Source organism: Desulfuribacillus alkaliarsenatis (assembly GCF_001730225.1).
Taxonomy (GTDB): Bacteria; Bacillota; Bacilli; order Desulfuribacillales; family Desulfuribacillaceae; genus Desulfuribacillus; species Desulfuribacillus alkaliarsenatis.
Window position 1 is genome coordinate 1 of the sequence record NZ_MIJE01000001.1, and the last position, 20,844, is coordinate 20,844.

The 20,844-nt window shown below is 34.6% G+C and carries 19 protein-coding genes; all 19 read left to right on the forward strand.

Annotated elements, in window-relative coordinates; all coding sequences use genetic code 11:
* Nucleotides 1-168 precede the first annotated feature (168 nt).
* Nucleotides 169-444 (forward strand): CPBP family glutamic-type intramembrane protease, encoded by a 276-nt coding sequence (locus BHF68_RS14965; protein WP_084019078.1) that lies wholly within the window; start codon nt 169-171, stop codon nt 442-444.
* Nucleotides 445-462: 18 nt separating this feature from the next.
* Complete coding sequence (locus tag BHF68_RS00005; RefSeq protein ID WP_084019079.1) at nt 463-1,227, forward strand: CPBP family intramembrane glutamic endopeptidase; 765 nt, start codon at nt 463-465, stop codon at nt 1,225-1,227.
* A gap of 214 nt (nt 1,228-1,441) precedes the next feature.
* Nucleotides 1,442-2,425, forward strand: a complete 984-nt coding sequence (locus BHF68_RS00010) for an alpha/beta hydrolase (protein WP_069642237.1) — start codon at nt 1,442-1,444, stop codon at nt 2,423-2,425.
* Nucleotides 2,426-2,456: 31 nt separating this feature from the next.
* A complete protein-coding gene (locus BHF68_RS00015; RefSeq protein WP_069641606.1) occupies nt 2,457-3,761 on the forward strand; it encodes a sensor histidine kinase in 1,305 nt (434 codons plus the stop codon).
* A 39-nt stretch (nt 3,762-3,800) separates the two neighbouring features.
* Nucleotides 3,801-4,430, forward strand: coding sequence for a response regulator transcription factor (locus BHF68_RS00020; protein WP_069641607.1), 630 nt, complete (start codon nt 3,801-3,803; stop codon nt 4,428-4,430).
* 198 nt (nt 4,431-4,628) lie between these two features.
* Nucleotides 4,629-4,835, forward strand: coding sequence for a Blp family class II bacteriocin (locus BHF68_RS00025; RefSeq protein WP_069641608.1), 207 nt, complete (start codon nt 4,629-4,631; stop codon nt 4,833-4,835).
* Nucleotides 4,836-5,064: 229 nt separating this feature from the next.
* The gene (locus BHF68_RS00030; RefSeq protein WP_069641609.1) at nt 5,065-5,664 is read left to right on the forward strand and encodes a hypothetical protein; all 600 of its coding nucleotides are present in this window, start codon (nt 5,065-5,067) and stop codon (nt 5,662-5,664) included.
* A gap of 571 nt (nt 5,665-6,235) precedes the next feature.
* Nucleotides 6,236-7,042 carry a CPBP family intramembrane glutamic endopeptidase gene (locus BHF68_RS00035; protein ID WP_176719847.1) on the forward strand — a complete coding sequence of 269 codons (807 nt, stop codon included), beginning with the start codon at nt 6,236-6,238 and terminating at the stop codon, nt 7,040-7,042.
* 216 nt (nt 7,043-7,258) lie between these two features.
* Nucleotides 7,259-9,463: a peptidase domain-containing ABC transporter gene (locus BHF68_RS00040; RefSeq protein ID WP_069641610.1), complete on the forward strand. Its 2,205-nt coding sequence runs from the start codon at nt 7,259-7,261 to the stop codon at nt 9,461-9,463.
* Nucleotides 9,460-10,992, forward strand: coding sequence for a beta-barrel domain-containing protein (locus tag BHF68_RS00045; protein WP_069641611.1), 1,533 nt, complete (start codon nt 9,460-9,462; stop codon nt 10,990-10,992). The genes BHF68_RS00040 and BHF68_RS00045 overlap by 4 nt, the downstream gene beginning before the upstream one ends.
* 405 nt (nt 10,993-11,397) lie before the next feature.
* On the forward strand, nt 11,398-12,105 hold the full coding sequence (locus BHF68_RS00050; protein WP_069641612.1) for a response regulator transcription factor: 708 nt from the start codon (nt 11,398-11,400) through the stop codon (nt 12,103-12,105).
* Nucleotides 12,089-13,021 carry a sensor histidine kinase gene (locus BHF68_RS00055; protein WP_069641613.1) on the forward strand — a complete coding sequence of 311 codons (933 nt, stop codon included), beginning with the start codon at nt 12,089-12,091 and terminating at the stop codon, nt 13,019-13,021. Before BHF68_RS00050 ends, BHF68_RS00055 begins: the two co-directional genes overlap by 17 nt.
* Nucleotides 13,022-13,194: 173 nt before the next feature.
* The gene (locus tag BHF68_RS00060; RefSeq protein WP_069641614.1) at nt 13,195-14,061 is read left to right on the forward strand and encodes an ABC transporter substrate-binding protein; all 867 of its coding nucleotides are present in this window, start codon (nt 13,195-13,197) and stop codon (nt 14,059-14,061) included.
* Nucleotides 14,054-14,935 (forward strand): ABC transporter substrate-binding protein, encoded by an 882-nt coding sequence (locus tag BHF68_RS00065; RefSeq protein ID WP_069641615.1) that lies wholly within the window; start codon nt 14,054-14,056, stop codon nt 14,933-14,935. Before BHF68_RS00060 ends, BHF68_RS00065 begins: the two co-directional genes overlap by 8 nt.
* Nucleotides 14,935-16,092, forward strand: coding sequence for an ABC transporter substrate-binding protein (locus BHF68_RS00070; protein WP_069641616.1), 1,158 nt, complete (start codon nt 14,935-14,937; stop codon nt 16,090-16,092). The genes BHF68_RS00065 and BHF68_RS00070 overlap by 1 nt, the downstream gene beginning before the upstream one ends.
* A complete protein-coding gene (locus BHF68_RS00075) occupies nt 16,092-17,882 on the forward strand; it encodes an ABC transporter ATP-binding protein (RefSeq protein WP_069641617.1) in 1,791 nt (596 codons plus the stop codon). Before BHF68_RS00070 ends, BHF68_RS00075 begins: the two co-directional genes overlap by 1 nt.
* 17 nt (nt 17,883-17,899) lie before the next feature.
* Entirely contained in the window at nt 17,900-18,982 is a 1,083-nt protein-coding gene (locus tag BHF68_RS00080; protein WP_069641618.1) for a FecCD family ABC transporter permease, read from the forward strand.
* Nucleotides 18,982-20,010 carry a FecCD family ABC transporter permease gene (locus BHF68_RS00085; RefSeq protein WP_069641619.1) on the forward strand — a complete coding sequence of 343 codons (1,029 nt, stop codon included), beginning with the start codon at nt 18,982-18,984 and terminating at the stop codon, nt 20,008-20,010. The genes BHF68_RS00080 and BHF68_RS00085 overlap by 1 nt, the downstream gene beginning before the upstream one ends.
* Nucleotides 20,011-20,023: 13 nt before the next feature.
* The gene (locus tag BHF68_RS00090) at nt 20,024-20,830 is read left to right on the forward strand and encodes an ABC transporter ATP-binding protein (RefSeq protein WP_069641620.1); all 807 of its coding nucleotides are present in this window, start codon (nt 20,024-20,026) and stop codon (nt 20,828-20,830) included.
* Nucleotides 20,831-20,844 lie beyond the last annotated feature (14 nt).

Here is a 20,844-nt window from a genome sequence, read left to right on the forward strand (position 1 = left end):
AGGCAGGTGCCTGTTTTCACAGACACCAAGAATAGGATGTAAAACTGCGTGGCTGTCAAGGGTGAACTTCGCGAGCAAAAACCGCTCGCCCTTGACAACCTGCGTAGTTGGTTGATGCTATTAAAAATCTAAAAAAGAATAAAGATAAAACTAGTGTGGCTCTCACTGATGCACATACTGGCTCAATTTGATGCACATACTGGCTCTGACTCATCACACTGGTGGTTCTATTTAAGTGCAATAAACATTTGTGATTTCGTTAATGCTTTACTTCTTGGACTAATTATTTCTTCTCTAATATTTGGTTTGTTTGCGGGGTACTCAATATCAGCTACAATAATGGGATTTGTACTTGTCATTCTTTATAAAATTACTAATTCAATAATACCATCAATGGTTCTACACGCTCTGTGGAACTTGACTGTTGTAATTATGATAACATAAAGGGAGGAACTGGTAGGCGTGACAAATTTAGATTTGGAGGAGCAAGCAAAAAAAGAGCTTGTTGATAATGAGCAAGCTGAACAATTATTAAATAAAAAGGACACTGATAGGACTGATAGACTCATCGGGTGGCCTCAGTTTTTAATTTTCATCGGAATCTATTTAGGAATTAGCTTTACAATAGGTATAGTAGTGGGGATTATTGGTGCGAGTAATAACATTGATGTTGAGCAGATATTTACAGGTTATCAGGCTGGGATTATAGAATTCGTAGTAATTATGATGGCGTTATTGTTTTACAAAAAAATTCGTCGTTTTGTATGGGAATCTTTTTCCTTTTCACCGTTAAAAGAAAAGAAAACATATGGATATATGTTTGTCGGTTTTCTGATATTTTACCTGACGCAATACATCTTAATTGAACTAATAGCGATAGAGGATGCTTCAAACCAACCAGCCGATTTGGGCTTTAATAATCTTCCAGGGTTTAGTCTAGAATATATACTGTTTTTCGTTTCTATAGCGTTGTTGGTACCATTGTATGAGGAAGTATTATACAGGGGAGTACTACATCGTTTTTTAGAGGTGAGATACAATTTTTGGGTGGGAATTACTATCTCTTCACTTGTATTCGGCTTATTGCACATTGGCTTCCCTATCTCGGCAACGATTATGGGAATCGTTATGGTTGTTTTATTCAAACTGACGAAATCTATTATCCCGTCGATACTATTACATATACTTTGGAATACGTTTGCTGTGATTGTGTGGTCGACAATGTGATGCGTTTGAACTGAGATAAAAACCTATAAGAAAAACCTTTGTTTTTCTGAATATGAGAGTCCTTGCAGAGATGCAAGGGCTTTTGTTGTGTGGTTTTTGCTTTAACTTACATATGCTCAATACTAATTGGACAAAAGCATCTTGGTTCGACAAATTTCGACTGAATTTGCATTGGGCGCTATGTAGAATGTATATAATTTACAGAAATGGAGAAATGAAATTGAACAAACTGTTATCAAAAGTAATTGATTACTATGCATTATCTAAACTTCACAAAAAGCGAAGTAAAGCCCCACAGTTTTCTCATTTATTGAAGGAGCCTCTTAAGGTTTTAGATATTTATCGATATTATCCAGTTCCTGATGTGCCGCGAATCAGCTTTATAAAATCTATACAGGAAAATGGATACGAAACAGGCAGTTTTTCTTATCAAAGTGAAATTGACTCGGGTAATGCTACCAATGATATTGTAACAGGAAGGTACTGTATTAATGAGAATAAGAATAAAAGCATAAGTATTATTCTTGTCCATGGTTGGAGAGCAAGTAATTATAGCCGAATAGAGAAAATGTTTTTAGCAGATTTGAAAAAGCATGGATACAACATCTATCTTTTCGCACTACCCTATCATCTCTCAAGAACACCAGAGCATTCACTATATAGTGGGGAATATATGATTAGTGCAAATATTGACCGAACGTTTATGGCAATAAAGCAGGCGGTAACAGATTTACGAGCACTCATTCACCATATTAAGGCAAAAGAAGAAAAAGTTATAGTCATTGGTATAAGTTTAGGAGGATTGATTACCAATCTGACGGGGGTCGTGGAAAAACAGATTGACAGACTTGTGTCAATATTTTATGCAAATAATTTAGCATATTCAGTTTGGCAAACCATACCTGGCAAGTATATAAAAAAAGAACTGAAGGACAACGACGTGACTTATGAAAAATTGAATGATTATTGGGCTGTAACTGTTCCAAGTAATTTTTCACCAATCATACCAAAGGAGAATATCCTACTACTTTCTGCAAAGTACGATCAATACATGGGGGCTGAAGATACAAAGTTACTATGGAAAAAATGGGGGAAACCTGCGTTGATTAGTTATCCTTGCGGTCATGCTGGGATTGTATTAAATAGAGGTCAAATTGTAGAAGACACAATTTCTTTTATAAGTAGAACCAGTAATTGAAACTAAGAAGTAGCCAATTGGAGTTGAAAAAATGCTTTTGCTTTTCTTATTCCTATGGACGATAGGAATCATCATACTAATAGCAGACAGACACAGAGAGTCAAATCGCTGGCTTAGTACCTTTGTTTTTTCCTCTGGTCTAGGTGGTTTATCAGTTGAATTGAGTGAAAAACATGATTTTATTGCCAGTCTTTTTTCTTCAATAGCTCATAATTTTGCTCCATACACTCTGTTGATGTTTAGCGTTCATTATTCAGGGCTAATTAATGTCAAGGGAAGCGAATGGAAGAGAAAGCTACCGTACATTTTACTAATACCTATTATAATAATGTATGTAATTTTTCCTGTTTATCCACAGTTTCATCCGTCATTTATAATACTATCTCTCTGGACCGTTCCTTATATCCTGGGAGCTAATGCGATGCTAATTTATGCATACTTGCAGGAGCAAAACAAACAGGTTAAAACAGAAAGACTTAGTATCTGCCTAATGGTTGTGCCAGGAACTTTATTTGTAATGATTACGAATTATATCTTACGAGCAATTGAGATACATACAATTTGGATGTATAACACTTGGGTTGTAGCAATCATATTTCTGATTTTTATAGTCCTGTTAATCAAGCGTGGAATCATGGGATTGAGGATTAGATTTGAAAAAAAGCGGCTAGATAGCAATATGAAAGCAATAACATCGGGCACCATGATGATTACCCATACGATTAAAAATGAGCTAGTAAAAATATCGATGTGTACAGAGAACATTAAAAGTTCGGTCAATGCCACTAAGGAAGGAATTGATGACAACGCTGAAATAATTCTTAAATCAACCAATCATTTGTTAGCAATGACTAATAAAATTAACGACAAGCTAGATGCGTTGGTAATTGAAAAAAGGGAGAATAACCTGAAAAGTTTGACTGAAAACACTTTAGAAATCCTGAAGCCTTGTTTGCAAAGTAAAGACGTTAAAGTTATCAAGCATTTTCAATATAAAGGTGAAATCATATGCGACGAAACACACATCCGGGAAGTTTTAATTAATATCATTAGAAATGCAATTGAAGCAGTACAAACAGGAGGGGAGATTGTAATTGAAATATTTCAAGCAAGGGATGGTGTAACTTTGACTGTCAAAGACAACGGCAAGGGAATACCAAAGCACTATATATCTAAAGTTATAGAACCATTTTTTACAACGAAAGAAAATAATAATAATTTTGGCTTGGGTCTGTCGTATTGCTATAATGTGATTCGTCAACATGAGGGTAAATTAGAAATTGACAGCAAAGAAAATAAAGGGACTACAGTTAGGTTGATTTTCCAAAATCAATAGTTAGAGCTAGGTCTAGTTTAGTGAGAGAGGAGAGCTTAGATGAGCAAAAACAAAAATATCAAAGTAATAATAGTTGATGATGATGTTAACTGGATTAAGGCATTAACAAATTTCTTTACTCAAGATTCAGACATTACGGTGTATGGGTCAGCTACCAATGCAGAGCAAGCATTCAAATTATTACAGCATACGAAAGCAGATGTAATACTGATGGACATTAACCTAACAGAGAATAATCTTGATGGGATATATTTGGCTAAGGATATACTAGACAAATTTGATATTAAAATTATTATGCTTACGTGCTTGGAAGAGGAACACGTGATTATTGACTCATTTACAGCTGGTGCCGTAAACTTCGTAAAAAAAACTGACTACAAGGAACTTCCACAAGTCATTCGTTCTACAGTTAACAAAACATCACCAGTAGAGATATTGATACAGGAATACCACAGGTTGAAGGAAGAGGAACTATTGGAAGAGTTAACCCCTGTAGAAAAGGAAATTTACGTTCATTTAGAAGATGGCTATAGTCGTAAAGAAATTGCAAATATCTTATATAAATCTGAAAGCACAGTGAAAAACCAGATAAGAAAAATATATGAGAAATTAGGTGGGAGTAATAGAGAGGAAATAATAGAAAAAGTTAAAAGTAGAGGCTTAAAATAATAATTTTAGCATTGATAGAGTAATTAAACAAGGGCTAAAAATTTACTCCTTTTACAATTGGATAATTTATGTATAATTGGTGTTAAGTTGGTATAACCCAACGTGATATTATCTGATGGATTTTTCTTTTTGCGCGCAGGGAATGATTTTATCAGTTAATATAGTTTAAAAATTCAATTTAAAGGGAGGAGAAATAACATGTCTAATCTTCAAGCACTTAGCCACGAAGAATTAATAGGTATTGAAGGGGGGTACGGTACAGACTTACTCAAAGGTGCTGCTAGAGGGGCGGCACTTGGTTTTGTCGCTGGCGGTTTTGCTGGTGCGTTTGTCGGTGCTCATGTAGGAGTAGGATTGGCTGGGAGAAAAATCATTTCAAAAGAAATCGTAAATCATTTTCGATAAGATATATTATAATAGTATTATTTTACGTTTTAGAGTATAAACGTACTTTTATAAATAAACAGGCAGATTTAGTGATCTGTCTGTTTATATCTGCTTAGCAACTAGGGTGATTGATGTTTGCGCGGTCTTTATGAGTTTTTTGTTTTTTCTATAATAAATCTAATTCGCAAATTATTGTATATTAATCATATGGATAAGATATTTAAAATATTTAAAGGACGTGTTATGTTTGAAAGAAACTGTAAGTCGTTTTTATAATTTATTTATTTCAAAAAAATTTTGGTTTATTTTTATCTTTATTACTATAGTTTCTCCAAGTTTCGATTTAATTATACTCCCAATCTTATTTGGAAACTCATCATTGTATATATATATAATCGACTGGATAACTATCAAAGAACAACTTCCTTATTATTTATTATACATATATTTGTATTTGCCGTGGTATATAATTGTAAGTTATATTTTCGGCATGGCCTTATGGCAAATTAGGGAAAATTATAATAATGTAAATAAAAATGAAAATGTGAGGATACCACTGTTGCCAGCCTATTTTTACTTGCGATGGGGAAAATTTAGGAACGTAGGAAAAGACAATTTTCTGAAAAAAGCGTCCTATGCAGGATTTTTTCTTTCAATACTAGTATCGAGTATTATAGCAATTTACTTTCTGTTAGTAAATGCAAATAAAGATACAAGCGTTTTTTTAATGTTTATACTTACTATTGGAATGATAGGTACTGTAATTGCCTCAAAGCTGCTAGCGATTTTATTTTGGAACATCGTTGAAGACATGTGGAAAGAATCGGAAGCAAAAATGTGTAAATAGGACAATAGTATTTAGAATATATCGCATTTGTTACAATGTAAAAGTAAAACGCAAAAAAGCAGTGGTAATGTCATAAGTGAGTGAAATTCGAATAGTTGCTGGTACTAACAAAAAAGAACAAGCGCATACGATTAGTCACTCTGAGAAGTAAGTTTTAGGTAAAAAGAAGAAAATCGAAAGCCATAAAGCCATAATTTCAAGGAATTTAATTACAAACTTTAGTTCACTTGGTTATAGATGGAAAATACTACACTGTATTTATTTACAAAAATATCCAAGGTGAATAATTATAGCTAATTTAGCTAGAGGAAGAATTAAATCTAACACTGAAAAACTTTTCTGATTTGGGCTGTTATATTAATTTTGTGGCTCTAACAGCGCGATTCCAAAATGCGATAAGACAAGGGACTAATTTCGTGTTTTTTCGAAATTATATTATTTCATTATAAGGTAGTACCTATATTATTGATTCAAAAAAAACCTATTTTACTTTTAAAGTAAGTAGATCTACTAGTTTAGGACTATGTTGCATTATAAAGACGAGAAGATACAAAGAGAGGAATTGGAGAACGTGACAAATTTAGATCTAGAAGAGCAAGCAAAAATAGAGCTAGTTGATAATGATACCGAACAGCAACTAAGTAGTGAACAAGCAGAGCTACAACATAATAATGAGCAAGCTGAACAATTATTAAATGAAAAGGACACTGATAGACTCATCGGGTGGCCTCAGTTTTTAATTTTTATCGGAATCTATCTAGGAATTAGCTTTACAATAGGTATAGTAGTGGGGATTATTGGTGCTAGTAATAACATTGATATTGAGCAGATATTTACAGGTTATCAGGCTGGAATTATAGAATTCTTAGTAATTATGGTGGCGTTAATGTTTCAAAAAAAAATTCGCCGTTTAGTATGGGAATCTTTTTCCATTTCACCATTAAAAGAGATGAAAACATATGGTTTTATGCTTGGTGGTTTTCTGATATTTTACCTGACGCAATACATCTTAATAGAACTAGTAGCGATAGAGGATGCTTCACAACAACCAGCCGATTTGGGCTTTAATAATCTTTCAGGGTTTAGTCTAGAATATATACTGTTTTTCGTTTCTATAGCGTTGTTGGTACCATTGTATGAGGAAGTATTATACAGGGGAGTACTACATCGTTTTTTAGAGGTAAGATACAATTTTTGGGTGGGAATTACTATCTCTTCACTTGTATTCGGCTTATTGCACATTGGCTTCCCTATCTCGGCAACGATTATGGGAATCGTTATGGTTGTTTTATTCAAGATGACGAAATCTATTATCCCGTCGATACTATTACATATACTTTGGAATACGTTTGCTGTGATTGTGTGGTCGACAATGTGATGCGTTTGAACTGAGGTTAACGTTATTAAGACTTTAGTATCGCTTGTTGTAGTTTACAGTATTGTAGGATAGCTAATTAACAATCTTTTATATTTTCAAGTGAATTAATTTCATAATACCTAGATTTGAGTCAACATTTTAGACTTATGTGTTTTAATTTTAATCACTACAAGGACTAAATTATTCATTTATATGCATATTTGAAAGGAAATAACAATGCTTAGAAATCCATTCCAAAAATACACTTGCATCAAGCAACACGATGAAAAAGACTGCGGAGCAGCCTGCCTAGCAACAATAGCTAAACAGTATGGCTTGAAAATTCCTATTTCAAAGATTCGAGAAATAGCAGGAACAGATAAGCAAGGCACAAACGCATACGGTTTAATCACTGCTGCAGAGAAACTGGGATTTTCAGCGAAAGGAGTAAAGGGTAATCAGGAAGCGTTATTTGAAGAATTCCCGTTGCCGGCCATTGCTCATGTAGTAATTGATCAGAAATTATTACACTATGTAGTTATCCATAAGATAAGTAAAAAAGAGATAATTATAGCTGACCCAGCAAAAGGCATCGTTAAATTAACACCAGAAGAATTCTTTCAAATTTGGACAGGCGTATTAATATTAATGGTTCCAACTGCTCAATTCCAAAGAGGAGATGAGACAAAGGGGCTTTTTTCGCGTTTTTTCGGAATTATATTACCTCATAAAAAACTAATACTACATGTAATGTTAGCTTCTATACTAATCACTATTTTTGGTATAGCAGGCTCTTTTTATTTTCAATTTTTGATAGATGAAATACTACCTTATAACTTAAATAAAACCTTACATATTATATCAATTGGTCTTATCGTAATGTATATATTTCAAACTATGCTAAGTGCATTTAGAACACACTTACTATTATATATTAGCCAAAAACTAAGCATAACCATCATGCTTGGCTATTATCGGCATGTATTAAAGCTACCTATTAAATTTTTCGGTACGCGTAAGGTCGGAGAAATCATCTCACGTTTTATGGACGCTAACAAAGTCACCGAGGCTATTTCCAGTGCTGCATTGACGGTGATTTTGGATGTAACAATGATTCTACTAGTTGGTGGAATCCTATACTATCAGAATGCTACTTTGTTTTTTGTAACGTTATTATTAGTACCTTTCTATGCACTAGTTGTATGGATATTTGTAAAGCCATATGAAAAGATTAACCGTACAGAAATGGAAGATAACGCTCAATTAACAGCCAATATAGTAGAATCGATTAATGGAATAGAGACAGTAAAAGCATATAACGCAGAAAGAAAAGTTAATGATGAAACAGAGAAGAGATTTGTTAAATACTTAAAAACAGTTTTCAAGCACGGGGTTATTGACAACGTTCAAAGCTCCCTCAAAATGTTCTTGCAATTGGTAGGCGGAACCATGATACTTTGGGTTGGTTCTTATCAGGTCTTAAATGGACATTTGAGTGCAGGACAACTAATTACATTCAATGCATTATTAGCATATTTCCTTGAACCATTACAGCGTTTGATTAATTTACAGCCAACTCTTCAATCGGCTACAGTAGCGTCTGACCGCTTAGGGGAAATATTAGATATAGAAGCAGAAAAATCAGATAATGAAGATAAAAAAATCAACCCAGAATCCCTTCGTGGTGATATAAAAATTAAAAATATCGATTTTCGATATGGAACAAGGCAACTGGTACTAAAAAACATCAATATGCACATAAACAAGGGAGAAAAAATTGCATTAGTGGGAGAAAGCGGCTCTGGTAAAACAACCCTAGTAAAGTTGCTCGTTAACTTCTATCAAGCTGAAAAAGGTGAAATTTTAATAGATGACAACAATATTTTAGATATAAATCGTGATGTATTACGCTCAAAAACTGCTTACATACCACAAGATACCTTCTTCTTTAGCGGAACAATTAGGGAAAATCTATCATTAGGTATGATGGAAGAAGTAGGTATGGAGAAATTAGTAGAAGCAGCGAAATTAGCTAAGGCACATGATTTTATTAACAACCTACCTTTGCGGTATAACACCATTTTAGAAGAAAATGCCACCAACCTATCAGGAGGTCAAAAACAACGCCTGGCTATAGCTAGAGCAATACTAAAGCAACCAGATATCTTAATAATGGATGAAGCAACCAGCAATCTTGACTCTACTACTGAGAAGGCAATCTCAGATACAATACAGAATTTAACACAAGGGATAACAACTATAATCATCGCTCATCGCCTAAGCACAATAATGCGTTGTGACAAAATTTACGTGATGGAGCATGGAGAAATCATTGAATTAGGTACTCATACAGAACTCATGAAAGATAAAGGCAAATATTACGAACTATGGAAAGATCAACTTCCATCAATCCCAGATGACAAGGGAGAGAATGACGCATGAGAGTAGACATTAAAGAGTGGAGTGAACTAAGCGATAGCAGAGAGTTGCTAGAATCAAAGACTAGTCCAGTGGGGATTATTTTCGTCTACTTAATAGCGTTCATTATTATTGGTGCACTAGTATGGAGCTATTATGGAGAATTAGATGAAGTTGTTAAAGCCCAAGGTGTTGTCAGACCTGAGCAGAACATTAGCACAGTAACCAACAAAGTACTGGGTCGTGTAGAAACAATGTATTACGAGCCAGGTTTAGAAGTAGAAGAGGGAGATTTGCTTTATGTAATAGGGCATCAAGAACTAATTATTCAAAAAGAATTTCTAGCAGAAGAACTACAAAAAACTGATGAAGAATTACGCTTACTACGAACATTTAGAGACAGCATTACTTCTCGAGTAAATTTATTTATTTCTGATGAAGATCGACAGCAAGACTACTATGAACAGTTTAGACAGTATATGATTCAAAGACAAGTGTTGTTGCAAGAGATAGAACAGATACAAGCAGAACTAAACTTAATAAACAGGAATAATCAGCGAGACCTTGAGATTTACGATCAAGAAGAACAAGAATTACAACGACGTTTAGAAAATGTAGAGCGGTTACAGTATTCAATAGAGCAGGAGCAGAATCAATTTGAAAAAGAGGAAGATGAATTCTATTTAGCCTACATAGACTACACATTATCGGTACGCGGGCTTGAACAAAACATAATTCAAGCACAACGAACTTATGATATTTCAAACGTATTAGGCGAAGATAATATTCCGAGAAACCAAATTCAAGAAGACAAAGAAAGATATGAGTTAGCACTATTAGAAAAAGAACGATATCAAAACGAATATATGCTCAATATAAGCAGACAACAAGAACAGCTGCGAGAAAGATTAAGAGAAATCAATAATACGAGAGAGAAAGCAATACGGTCTACAGAAACACTAGAGAGCACATTAAATAGTCGCAAAGTAAGCCTTGATAAGTTAGAGGTGGATACGTTAGTTCGTATTAATGAACGAATTAGAGAACAAGAAAGGATTATAGAAAATTTACAAGAACAATATCGTTCACGGCAAATTAATATAGAAGATTCCTATGTTCGTGCACCAATATCAGGCAATATCAATATTACTCGAGAAACAAATATAGGAGATTTATTGCAAACAGGTACAGAAATACTTACAATCGTGCCTAAACATAGCAACGTATATAAAATCCAACTATTTGTACAAAGCAAAGATATTGCCCAAATAGAAGTAGGGGATTATGTGCGCTATCGTTTTCCTGCTTTACCATATCGCGAATATGGTGAGTTAACAGGTGAAATTAGCCGCATTAGTACAGATGCTAATATGAGTCAGCAGGACGGGAGTCGTTACTTCCTTGTTGAGGCTACAATAGAGAATCATCCCGTATACAGCTATAGAGGAGAAGAAGCCCAAATAAGAATAGGAATGGATACAGAAGCATCAATAGTTACTGACTCAAAGAAAATTATCTACTATTTATTAGAGAAGATAAACTTACGGGATTAGGGCTATTTCTCTGTATAAATGAACTCTTGAAATGGACATGGGTATAGTGAGACACGCCTAGCCTCCAATGAAATTTACCAATTAGCACAAACAGTTGGTGGAGTACATACTGATTATTGGAGTCCTTGCGGAGATGCAGGGGCTTTTTTGTATGTATAAAGAAGATACACTTCTACCGGAACTTTAGTTGAACTAATTTTACATAGTCGTGTTTATCTAAAGCAATAAAAATAATAATATTGAATTACGGTGTTGAAAAAAATAATTGACAAAAAACACAAGTGGAGTATAATAATATTGATTATCATTATCATTATCATTATCATATAAATCATTAACGCATATCATAAATTTAAAGGCTTTACAACCTTATAGCTTCAAAATACAGCAAAAAGGACTGATCTGATGAAAACAATATTAATTATTGACGACGACGAACAACTAGTTCAGATCATGACTATGTATTTACAGAAAAATGGTTATCAAGTTTATTGGGCTGAAGACGGAGTAACTGGTGGCCAACTTTGCCAAAAACTAAAACCGAATTTAATTATCTTAGATGTGATGTTACCAGGAATAGATGGTTTTAAATTATGTACACATTTGAGATGTAATAAATGTTGCGCACCTATATTAATGATATCTGCTAAGAGTGATGTTACGGATCGCATCAATGGTATAGAACTAGGTGCAGATGATTACCTATGTAAACCTTTTAGTATGAATGAAATGGTTGTCAGAGTAAAGGCTTTACTAAGGCGTTGGGAAGGTATTGAAGAAAAAGTTGCTATTAAACCAAGGTTATACATTGATTACGACAAAAGAAAAATATTCCTCAAAGACAAGGAGCTAGACTTAACAAATACAGAGTATCTTATAATGGTACTGTTTTTAAAAAATCAAGGGAAAATATTTAGTCGAGATGAATTAATGTCTAATTTAAGAGGGATTGATCATTTACACTTAACTGAACGAGCAATTGATTTTCACATAACAAATCTAAGGAAAAAAATTGAGAAAAGCCCTAAAAATCCAACTTATATAAAAACGATATGGGGTATGGGTTATCAATTTCAGCAAACAGAGGATGAAGATAATGAATGTGAACCCTAAAATCAAAAAATTATTTTCCAACAGATTTACAAATTCAGCGCTCACCGTAGTCTTATCCTTCTCAATTCTCTTGATAATGAGTTATCTCTATCCATTTTTTTATGTTTATGTCATAGGTGGAGGGCTACACTTACTCATTACTTATTATCAATTAAAAAAGTTATACACATATTATAATCATGAAAAAAAGATTTTTGAAGAGCAGATATTATACGAGAAAAAGATTAAAGAACACATGGTAGAGGATTTATGCCACGATATAAAAGCACCTTTAAGTACATTGAGAGGACAAATGGAAGCCATCTTAGATGGTATAATGCCAGCTGATCAGAAAACACTAGAACTTTCTATTCAACAAATAGATAGAGTCACAAAATTAGTTGATGAATTAGATTTATCGTTAGACGCATTACATTTAACAGGCAAACTTAAAAGCTATAAATTATCTAAATTTTTGAACCATATAACTGCTAACTTTGAATTAGTGTGTAACTCTAGAGGAATGCGTTACGAAGTGATTAATGATTTAAACAATGATTACGAACTCCTGATTGATTCAAACAGACTGTATCAGGCATTTTTTAATATTTTTAACAATTCAATAAGATTTTCAAATAAAAGCAATTCTGTTTTTCGAATTGTTATCAAAGAAGCTGAACACCACATCGACATCTTCCTAGCAGACAATGGAACAGGCATAGCACTTGAGGATGAACCTTACATTTTTGAAAGACTATATAAGGGAGATGCTAGTAGAAAAAAGGAAAAAGATAGTGGCTCTGGTCTTGGGTTGTTTATTACTAAGGAAATTGTTGAATATCACGGTGGACAAATCTCTATCTTCAAACCAAAGCTTTTTGAAAGTGGTTGCACACTATTAATTAAACTACCAAAACCCAAAGTGTGGGTCGCTTAAAAACCAATGATCATAGAACTGTTGAGGAAATTGCTCAACAGTTTTTTGCTTATATATGGGACTTTTTTTATTTATCACAAACTCACACTTTTCTAACAAATTGCTAACAAATTTCTCACAATTATATTTTATAATTCTAAATGAAAATAATAATTATTATCAGGAGAGCTTAAATGCAACTTGAATACTATTCACTTCATAAAAGTAAATTTTCATTACCAGATGAACCTAGAGTGGTCAGTTTAATGCCTCATATAACGGACCATTTACTATCGCTAAAAATTGTGCCTGTTGGCACAGTTAAGGTAAATGATTATGAAACAGAATTTCATGGTTATCTAAAAAAATATTTGACGAACAGCATGGTAATCGGCAGTTCTATAGAGTTAAATTTGGAGGCGATTGCCTCTTTAAAACCAGACATTATTATAGGTGAGGGGAAAAAGCACTTATTTTATCTTAATAAACTTTCTTCTATTGCACCTACGTTCCTATTTAAAGATTTAACAGTTGATTGGCAACTAGTGTTTAAAATAATTGGAAATATGTTTGGGCGCCAGTCTGTAGTAGCTAAAGAGCTAGAACTGTTCAAACAAAAAATTAACGACATAAAAAATTTCAAAAATAAAACTCTGTTTTCAAAAAACATCTTATTCGCAAATCATTGGAAGCGAAATCTCTTTAGGGTCTACTCTCATAAAAGCCATTTAGGCAAGATATTATACGAAGAAATTCAATTACCGTATGCTGGTTATGATTATGAATCGATAGAAAAACCTTTAATTACACTTAGTATCAATGATATTATGCAAACTTCAGTTGATGAACTGTTTATTTTAACAGATACGGCAAATCCACAGCGAATTCACATACAACAGTACTTTGATCATGATAAGCAAAAGCACCCACCTCAAATACATTATTTGCCAGGACTTAAAGATGGGATTGAAGGCAAAGGTTTAATTCTTTACAACCAAATTATCCAACACCTATTTCATGCAATATCGAGTGAGAGTAAGGAGGTGCAAAAGATTGTTTAAGCAAGAAGTTCGTTACATTGGTCAACCGATAAGTAATCTTAACCATTCGGGCTTTAAGAGAATAATAGTTTTGGCACCACATTTTGTCGATTATTTACTAACGTTAGATAGTATACCTATTGGCGTTGTAAGTGAAGATGACAATGGAACAACACTTGATGACTGTGTTATTCCCGCCCAACAAAAAGTAATAAGTGTTGGAACAAGCAAATTACCACAGTTAGACATAATAAAAGAACTAAAACCAGACTTGATTTTAGGCGAAGCAAAAAAGCATATTCATCTATTCAAAGCATTAGATAATCTGGCACCTACAATATTGATTAAAGATCTAAGCGTTGATTGGAAAAAAATCCTTCTGTTTCTCAGTCACATTCTTAACAAGGAACAGATTGCACGACAAAAACTAGATGAATTAGATGAACAAATCAATATGAATAAACCACATTTCAAAACATTTTTTGCTAATAAAACCGTATTGTTGGCAAATGTGTGGAAAAAAGAGGGTCTTCAAGTTCATAATTTCGATAGCCACCTTGGAAAAATTCTATACCAACAAATTGGTCTACGAAAACCAAGCCCACTGCATATTGAAGATAAATATATTGGATACAAGTATATGTTTCCACATAAGTTAGATAGCATTGCATCCATTAACCCAGATATCTTGTTCTTATTTAATACAGTTGGAGTTAAACAAGAAGAGATTTTTAAAGAAATAGAAAAATCTTCTCTATGGAATGATTTAAGTTGTGTTAAGAATGATCAGGTCTATCGGTTTGGAAGCTTAAAAGATGGTAACGAAGGTAGATGCGTTCGTCATTATACAAAAATTCTCAATGAAATATCAAAACATGTTATGGGGGTAAATTAATGAAAAAAATAATATTTTTAATTGTGTTATTAACTACCGTCCTTATATTAGGGGCATGTGCTAATAAACAGACTTCTGTTCTACTGCCGAACGAAGATGTTGCAGATGAAACAGTTGTATCAGAGAAGATAATTGAAGAAGCAACAGAAGAAGTAAGTAATAACGAAGACATTGAAAAGTCAGGAACAGAGGCTCAAGAATTATCAGATACTCAAGCAATAGGCGATACAAATGCTGAAACGACTACCAACAATAACGGTAATAATGTCAGCAACACTAGTCCAAATACGAATGTAAGCACAACACAACAACCGAAGACGAGAATTATTCAGCACGCAATGGGGTCATTGGAAGTACCTGCTAAACCAGAGCGAATCGTTGTACTTTCTGCCCAGCATGCGGATCATTTAATCTCTTTAGGTATTACTCCAATTGGATCAATAAGTGGTGCAGGTGGGCGAGAGGTTGATTGGCTTCATAACAGAATGCCTGGAACGACATATATTGGTCACTTTCATTCGCCAAGCGTAGAAATGATTCTATCATTAAGACCGGATTTGATTTTGGGCGTAGAAAAGCATAATTCAAAAGCATATGGATCATTAAGTAAAATTGCACCTACTGTTTTACTGCAAGACATGGAAGCTGACTGGCGAGAAATTTATAAATATATAGCTGAAGTAGTTGGTAGAGAAGACGTAGCCAAGGCTCGTTTGAAAGAGTTTGACAATCGATTAAGTAAAGGGAAACAAGACATTGCTACAAAACTTAATAACGGCGAAACAGTACTCTTTATGAGAGTCCACCACAAAGAATCACGTCTATTTGGCACTAACAGTCATATCGGCAAAATAGCTTATGGGGGGCTAGGTTTAAGACCACCATCTATAACACCGACAAATGTAGCTGAATTACCAATTGCTTTAGAAAAGCTGCCAGAGTTTGAAGTTGACCACATATTTCTACTAGATACGGCAAAAAAAGAAAATCAAGATGTAATTAAAGAAATGCAACAAAATCCAATCTGGAAGAATACGAAAGCCGTCCAGAATGGAAATGTACATTTGTTAGGAGATTTAAATGATAGTAGAGCTGGAAAAAGTTTAGTTCTATATAACCTAATCGTCGATGGGATTTTGGATGGGTTGCTTAAATAATGGAGAGCATAAAATATTTTTTAAGATTCGTAAGCCCATATAAATTTAAAATTTTTATAGCTATAGTTCTAGGATTTGTGAGAAATGCTATTCCGATGTTGCTGCCAATTATTATGATGTACATCGTTGACAATATAATTGGCAACAACGAAATGGTAGTAGATCAAAAAGTGTATCTCTTGGTTGTAATCATGCTAGGCAGTTTCTTGATATATACAATTCTAAGAGTGCCAGTAGAATACTATAGCACATATGTGACGCAATGGATTGGTAACAAGATATTGTATGATATTCGGAAAAATTTATTTGAACATTTACAGAAACTATCCCTACGGTTTTATCACGAAAAGCGATCTGGGGAAGTAGTTTCCCGAGTTGTTCACGATGTAGAACATACGAAGCACTTTGTAACAACTGGTTTAATCAATTTATGGCTAGATATAGTAGCAATTATTATAGCTGTGGCAGTTATGCTTAAGTTAAATATTCAGCTAACATTTGTATCGTTACTAATTTTACCGTTCTATGCCGTAGCAATGCGTTATTTTTTCAGCAAATTTAGAGATCTAAGTAAACAACGATCTAAAGCGCTAGCAGAAGTACATGCTCACCTTAGCGAACGGATTCAAGGGATTAGTGTTGTAAAAAGTTTTGCATTAGAAAAACACGAGGAAAAAGTATTTGACAACCAAAATACGTTTTTTCACAATAGAGCACTAGGTGTAGTTAGTTATGAAGCCAAAACACAATCAATCGTAAATACAATAACTGATATAGCACCACTACTAATCATTGCCTTTGGGGGCTATCAGGTTATTTTGGGCAATCTTACATTAGGTGCATTGTTAGCCTTTTATGTATACGCTGAAAGAATTTACAACCCATTAAGAAGGCTGATAAATTCAACTACACATCTTACACAATCACTGGCCGCAATGGATAGGGTTGTCGAGTTAATGAAAGAACCATACGATTTACAAGAAAAAGCAGACGCAGTACAGGTAGAAAAAGTAGTAGGAAACATCTCATTTAAGGACGTCAGCTTTCAATATGGCAACAAGAGTGAATCCGTATTAAAAGATATTAATATCGATATCCGCCAAGGTGAAACAGTTGCACTTGTTGGGGCAAGTGGCGGTGGTAAATCATCGTTTATAAGTCTAATCCCAAGATTTTTTGATGTATACCAAGGAGCTATTACTATTGATGGTATTGATGTGCGAGATTATAGCATTTCATGCTTGCGTAAGCAAATTGGCATGGTACTTCAAGAACCGGTTTTATTTAGTCATTCAATTCGAGAAAATATTATGATGGGCAATCCCAAAGCTAGTGAACAAGAAATGATATTCGCTGCTAAAAAAGCGTTAGCTCATGACTTTATTGAGAATCTTCCAGAAGGCTATGATACTGAAATTGGCGAGAGAGGTGTAAAACTTTCAGGTGGTCAAAGACAAAGAATTGCAATCGCTAGGTTGTTCCTGAAAAAACCGCAGATCATAATTTTAGATGAGGCAACATCTGCTCTAGATTTAGAGACGGAAAAACATGTTCAGCATTCAATTAACGAGCTGTCAAGAGATAGAACAACAATTATTGTAGCACATCGGTTAGCTACTATTACACACGCAGATACGATTATAGTGATGGATGGTGGGCAAATAGTTGAAAAAGGAACTCATGAACAGTTGATGGAGCAAAAAGGTAGTTATTATCAATTGTTTATAATACAAAACTTAGATGAGAACAGCCCTGAAAGTGAAACTATAATCAGTAAGAATGTAAGTTAAAGGAGATGCAGAACAGAATGGGAGTACCATTAATTGCGAACAAGGATGGCGAGATTAAGCAAACCCTTTTCAATAAGGAAAAAAACAAAAATAGAACATTTCAAAGGACTTTACTTATTATTCTTTCTCTAATTGGCATTGTTGTCGGAATGCTAGCGTCTATCATGGTGGGTGCAGCAGATATAGATGTCAGAACGGTGGTTCAATCAATCGTTAGTTATGATGAAACAAATGTCAAACACTATACGGTTATGGAACTACGACTGCCAAGAGCCGTAATGGCATTTTTTATAGGAGCTTGCTTTGCTGTAGCGGGCGCAATTATGCAAGGGGTAACACGTAATCCATTAGCGAGCCCTGGACTAATGGGTGTATCTGCCGGTGCAGGTTTTGGTGTCATTATAGCTTTTGCTTTTTTTCCAGATTTTAAATACCATCAACTAATCCTTGTTTCTCTAGTAGGCTCAGCCTTTGGAACTATGATTGTTTATAGTGTGGGAACAGCAGCATCGTTCCAATCACGTGGTAGATATGCACATGTTAAATTCGCATTGGCAGGTGCAGCAGTCGGAGGATTATTAAGTTCATTATCTAAAGGAATCGAAATTTACTACGGTGTCATGACGAATGTCATGTATTGGTATGCTGCTGGCGTAGCTGGAGTCAAATGGTTCGAGGTAAAAACAATCTTACCATGGTCTATCGCGGGGCTTTTATTAGCAATGGTAATCGCAAGGCAGCTGACACTATTAAGCTTAGGAGACGAGGTAGCAGCAGGACTCGGTCAGAAAATAAAGTGGATCAAAGCTATAGCTGCATTATCTGTATTCATATTAGTTGGAGCAGCAGTGTCCGTATCAGGACCAATTGGCTTTATAGGCTTAGTAATTCCGCATATGACTAGATTTTTAATAGGTGTAGATTATCGCTGGGTTATCCCTTGCTCTGCGTTATTAGGTGGACTTCTTTTGGTCGTAGCTGATATGGCTTCAAGAATGGTAAATCCACCGTTTGAAACGCCAGTAGGTGTCTTAACGGCAATGATCGGCGTTCCATTCTTCATCTATTTAGCACGAGGAAATAAGAAGGTGGGATTATAATGAAAGTTCTGTCAGTGGTCAAACCAAAGGGAAAACGAATGAATCCTTTGTTTATGATTTTAATATTACTATCAATAACACTAGTATCTATGTTTATTAGTATCAATATGGGTTACACAAGAATTCCAGTTCAAGATATACTTCGAACGTTAGTAGGGCTTGGAACCTTTGAACAAAATTTTGTAATCTTCGACGCTAGACTTCCTAGAATTGTTATTGCAGTTTTAGTAGGGGCAGGATTCGCTGTATCGGGAGCAATTATGCAAGGAGTATCTCAAAATGGATTAGCCGACCCAGGAATACTTGGTCTTAATGCAGGCGCTGGATTTGCAGTTGTATTATATATATCGTTATTTCACGAAAGAATTGGCATGGCTTCAGCTTTTGCGTTACCAATATTCGCTTTTTTAGGCGCAGCGATTACGGCTGCCATAGTATTTGTCCTAAGTCTAAAGAGGGGCACTGTAGATCCGATACGATTAGTTCTAATGGGTGTAGCTGTAGGTTCAGGAATTGGTGCACTTATGCTGTTTTCAACCTATTATATGGGTTCTTATCAATATGAGTTCGTGAAAATCTGGTTAACAGGAAGTATATGGGGAACTAACTGGGCCTATGTTGGGATTAGTTTTGTATGGCTAAGCTTCTTACTTCCTCTAGCAATCTATAAAGCAAGAACACTTAATGTTATGAATTTAGGCGAACTAGTAGCTACTGGTGTTGGAGCTTACGTTACAAAGGAAAGAATTATTCTAATTACTATAGCTGTAGCTTTAGCGGCAGTATGTGTGTCTGTTGCCGGTTCTATAGGATTTGTCGGCTTAATTGCACCGCATCTTGCTAGACAACTAGTTGGTGTGAATCATAAGATTATGGTTCCAACGGCAGCATTGTCAGGAGGGATTCTTGTACTAATAGCTGACATGATAGGTAGAATTTTGGTACATCCAGTAGAAATTCCAGTAGGAGTTGTAGTTGCAGGTATAGGAGCACCATATTTTCTATACTTACTAATTAAAACAAAGTAAAGAGGGGTAAAAAATGAGTGCGATTCAAACACAATCACTTAGTCTGAGTTACCATGAGGACACAATTATTAAAAACTTAGATATTAATATACCTGAAGGAAAGATAACAGCATTAATTGGTCCTAATGGATCTGGCAAATCTACGATTTTAAAATCATTAGTTCGAGTATTAAAACCAACAAATGGGCATGTATTTTTGGACGGTAAAGAAATACAAACAATTCCTACGAAGAAAGTAGCTCAAAAACTATCATTTCTACCACAAAGTCCAGATGCACCTGATGGTTTGACCGTCGAAGAATTAGTGTCCTATGGAAGGTACCCGTACCAGAAAGGCTTTGGAATTCAGAGCAAAGAGGATTTAGAGATGATAAGTTGGGCTATCAGAGTTACTAATTTAGAGGAGTTTGTTGATCGACCAATTAATTCTCTATCCGGCGGTCAAAGGCAAAGGGCATGGATAGCGATGGCATTAGCCCAAGGAACAGACTATATGTTACTAGATGAGCCTACCACGTATCTAGACTTAGCACACCAGATTGAAGTTTTACAATTACTAGAAGAACTGAATCAGCTACAAAAGAAAACTATTATTATGGTTGTTCATGATTTGAATCATGCTGCTAGATTTTCACAATATGTAATAGCCATCTCGAAAGGAGAATTAGCGTACGAAGGGAGTCCTAAAGATGTGATTACAAAAGAAATGCTCTCAAACGTATTTGGACTAGAAGCAGAAGTCATTCTAGATCCAATTCACAAAATGCCTTTATGTATCCCTTATTCCCTCACAAAAACAAAAGAACCTGTGGCAGTTTAGTAGGAGTAATGGTC

What these genes read in the sequence shown, in the direction of transcription:
- BHF68_RS00085 (WP_069641619.1), top strand. Translation starts at nt 18,982, where the DNA reads ATGAAAGTTCTGTCAGTGGTCAAACCAAAGGGAAAACGAATGAATCCT.
- BHF68_RS00045 (WP_069641611.1), top strand. Translation starts at nt 9,460, where the DNA reads ATGAGAGTAGACATTAAAGAGTGGAGTGAACTAAGCGATAGCAGAGAG.
- BHF68_RS00070 (WP_069641616.1), top strand. Translation starts at nt 14,935, where the DNA reads ATGAAAAAAATAATATTTTTAATTGTGTTATTAACTACCGTCCTTATA.
- BHF68_RS00055 (WP_069641613.1), top strand. Translation starts at nt 12,089, where the DNA reads ATGAATGTGAACCCTAAAATCAAAAAATTATTTTCCAACAGATTTACA.
- BHF68_RS00015 (WP_069641606.1), top strand. Translation starts at nt 2,457, where the DNA reads ATGCTTTTGCTTTTCTTATTCCTATGGACGATAGGAATCATCATACTA.
- BHF68_RS14965 (WP_084019078.1), top strand. Translation starts at nt 169, where the DNA reads ATGCACATACTGGCTCAATTTGATGCACATACTGGCTCTGACTCATCA.
- BHF68_RS00090 (WP_069641620.1), top strand. Translation starts at nt 20,024, where the DNA reads ATGAGTGCGATTCAAACACAATCACTTAGTCTGAGTTACCATGAGGAC.
- BHF68_RS00025 (WP_069641608.1), top strand. Translation starts at nt 4,629, where the DNA reads ATGTCTAATCTTCAAGCACTTAGCCACGAAGAATTAATAGGTATTGAA.
- BHF68_RS00010 (WP_069642237.1), top strand. Translation starts at nt 1,442, where the DNA reads ATGAAATTGAACAAACTGTTATCAAAAGTAATTGATTACTATGCATTA.
- BHF68_RS00020 (WP_069641607.1), top strand. Translation starts at nt 3,801, where the DNA reads ATGAGCAAAAACAAAAATATCAAAGTAATAATAGTTGATGATGATGTT.
- BHF68_RS00080 (WP_069641618.1), top strand. Translation starts at nt 17,900, where the DNA reads ATGGGAGTACCATTAATTGCGAACAAGGATGGCGAGATTAAGCAAACC.
- BHF68_RS00060 (WP_069641614.1), top strand. Translation starts at nt 13,195, where the DNA reads ATGCAACTTGAATACTATTCACTTCATAAAAGTAAATTTTCATTACCA.
- BHF68_RS00050 (WP_069641612.1), top strand. Translation starts at nt 11,398, where the DNA reads ATGAAAACAATATTAATTATTGACGACGACGAACAACTAGTTCAGATC.
- BHF68_RS00040 (WP_069641610.1), top strand. Translation starts at nt 7,259, where the DNA reads ATGCTTAGAAATCCATTCCAAAAATACACTTGCATCAAGCAACACGAT.
- BHF68_RS00075 (WP_069641617.1), top strand. Translation starts at nt 16,092, where the DNA reads ATGGAGAGCATAAAATATTTTTTAAGATTCGTAAGCCCATATAAATTT.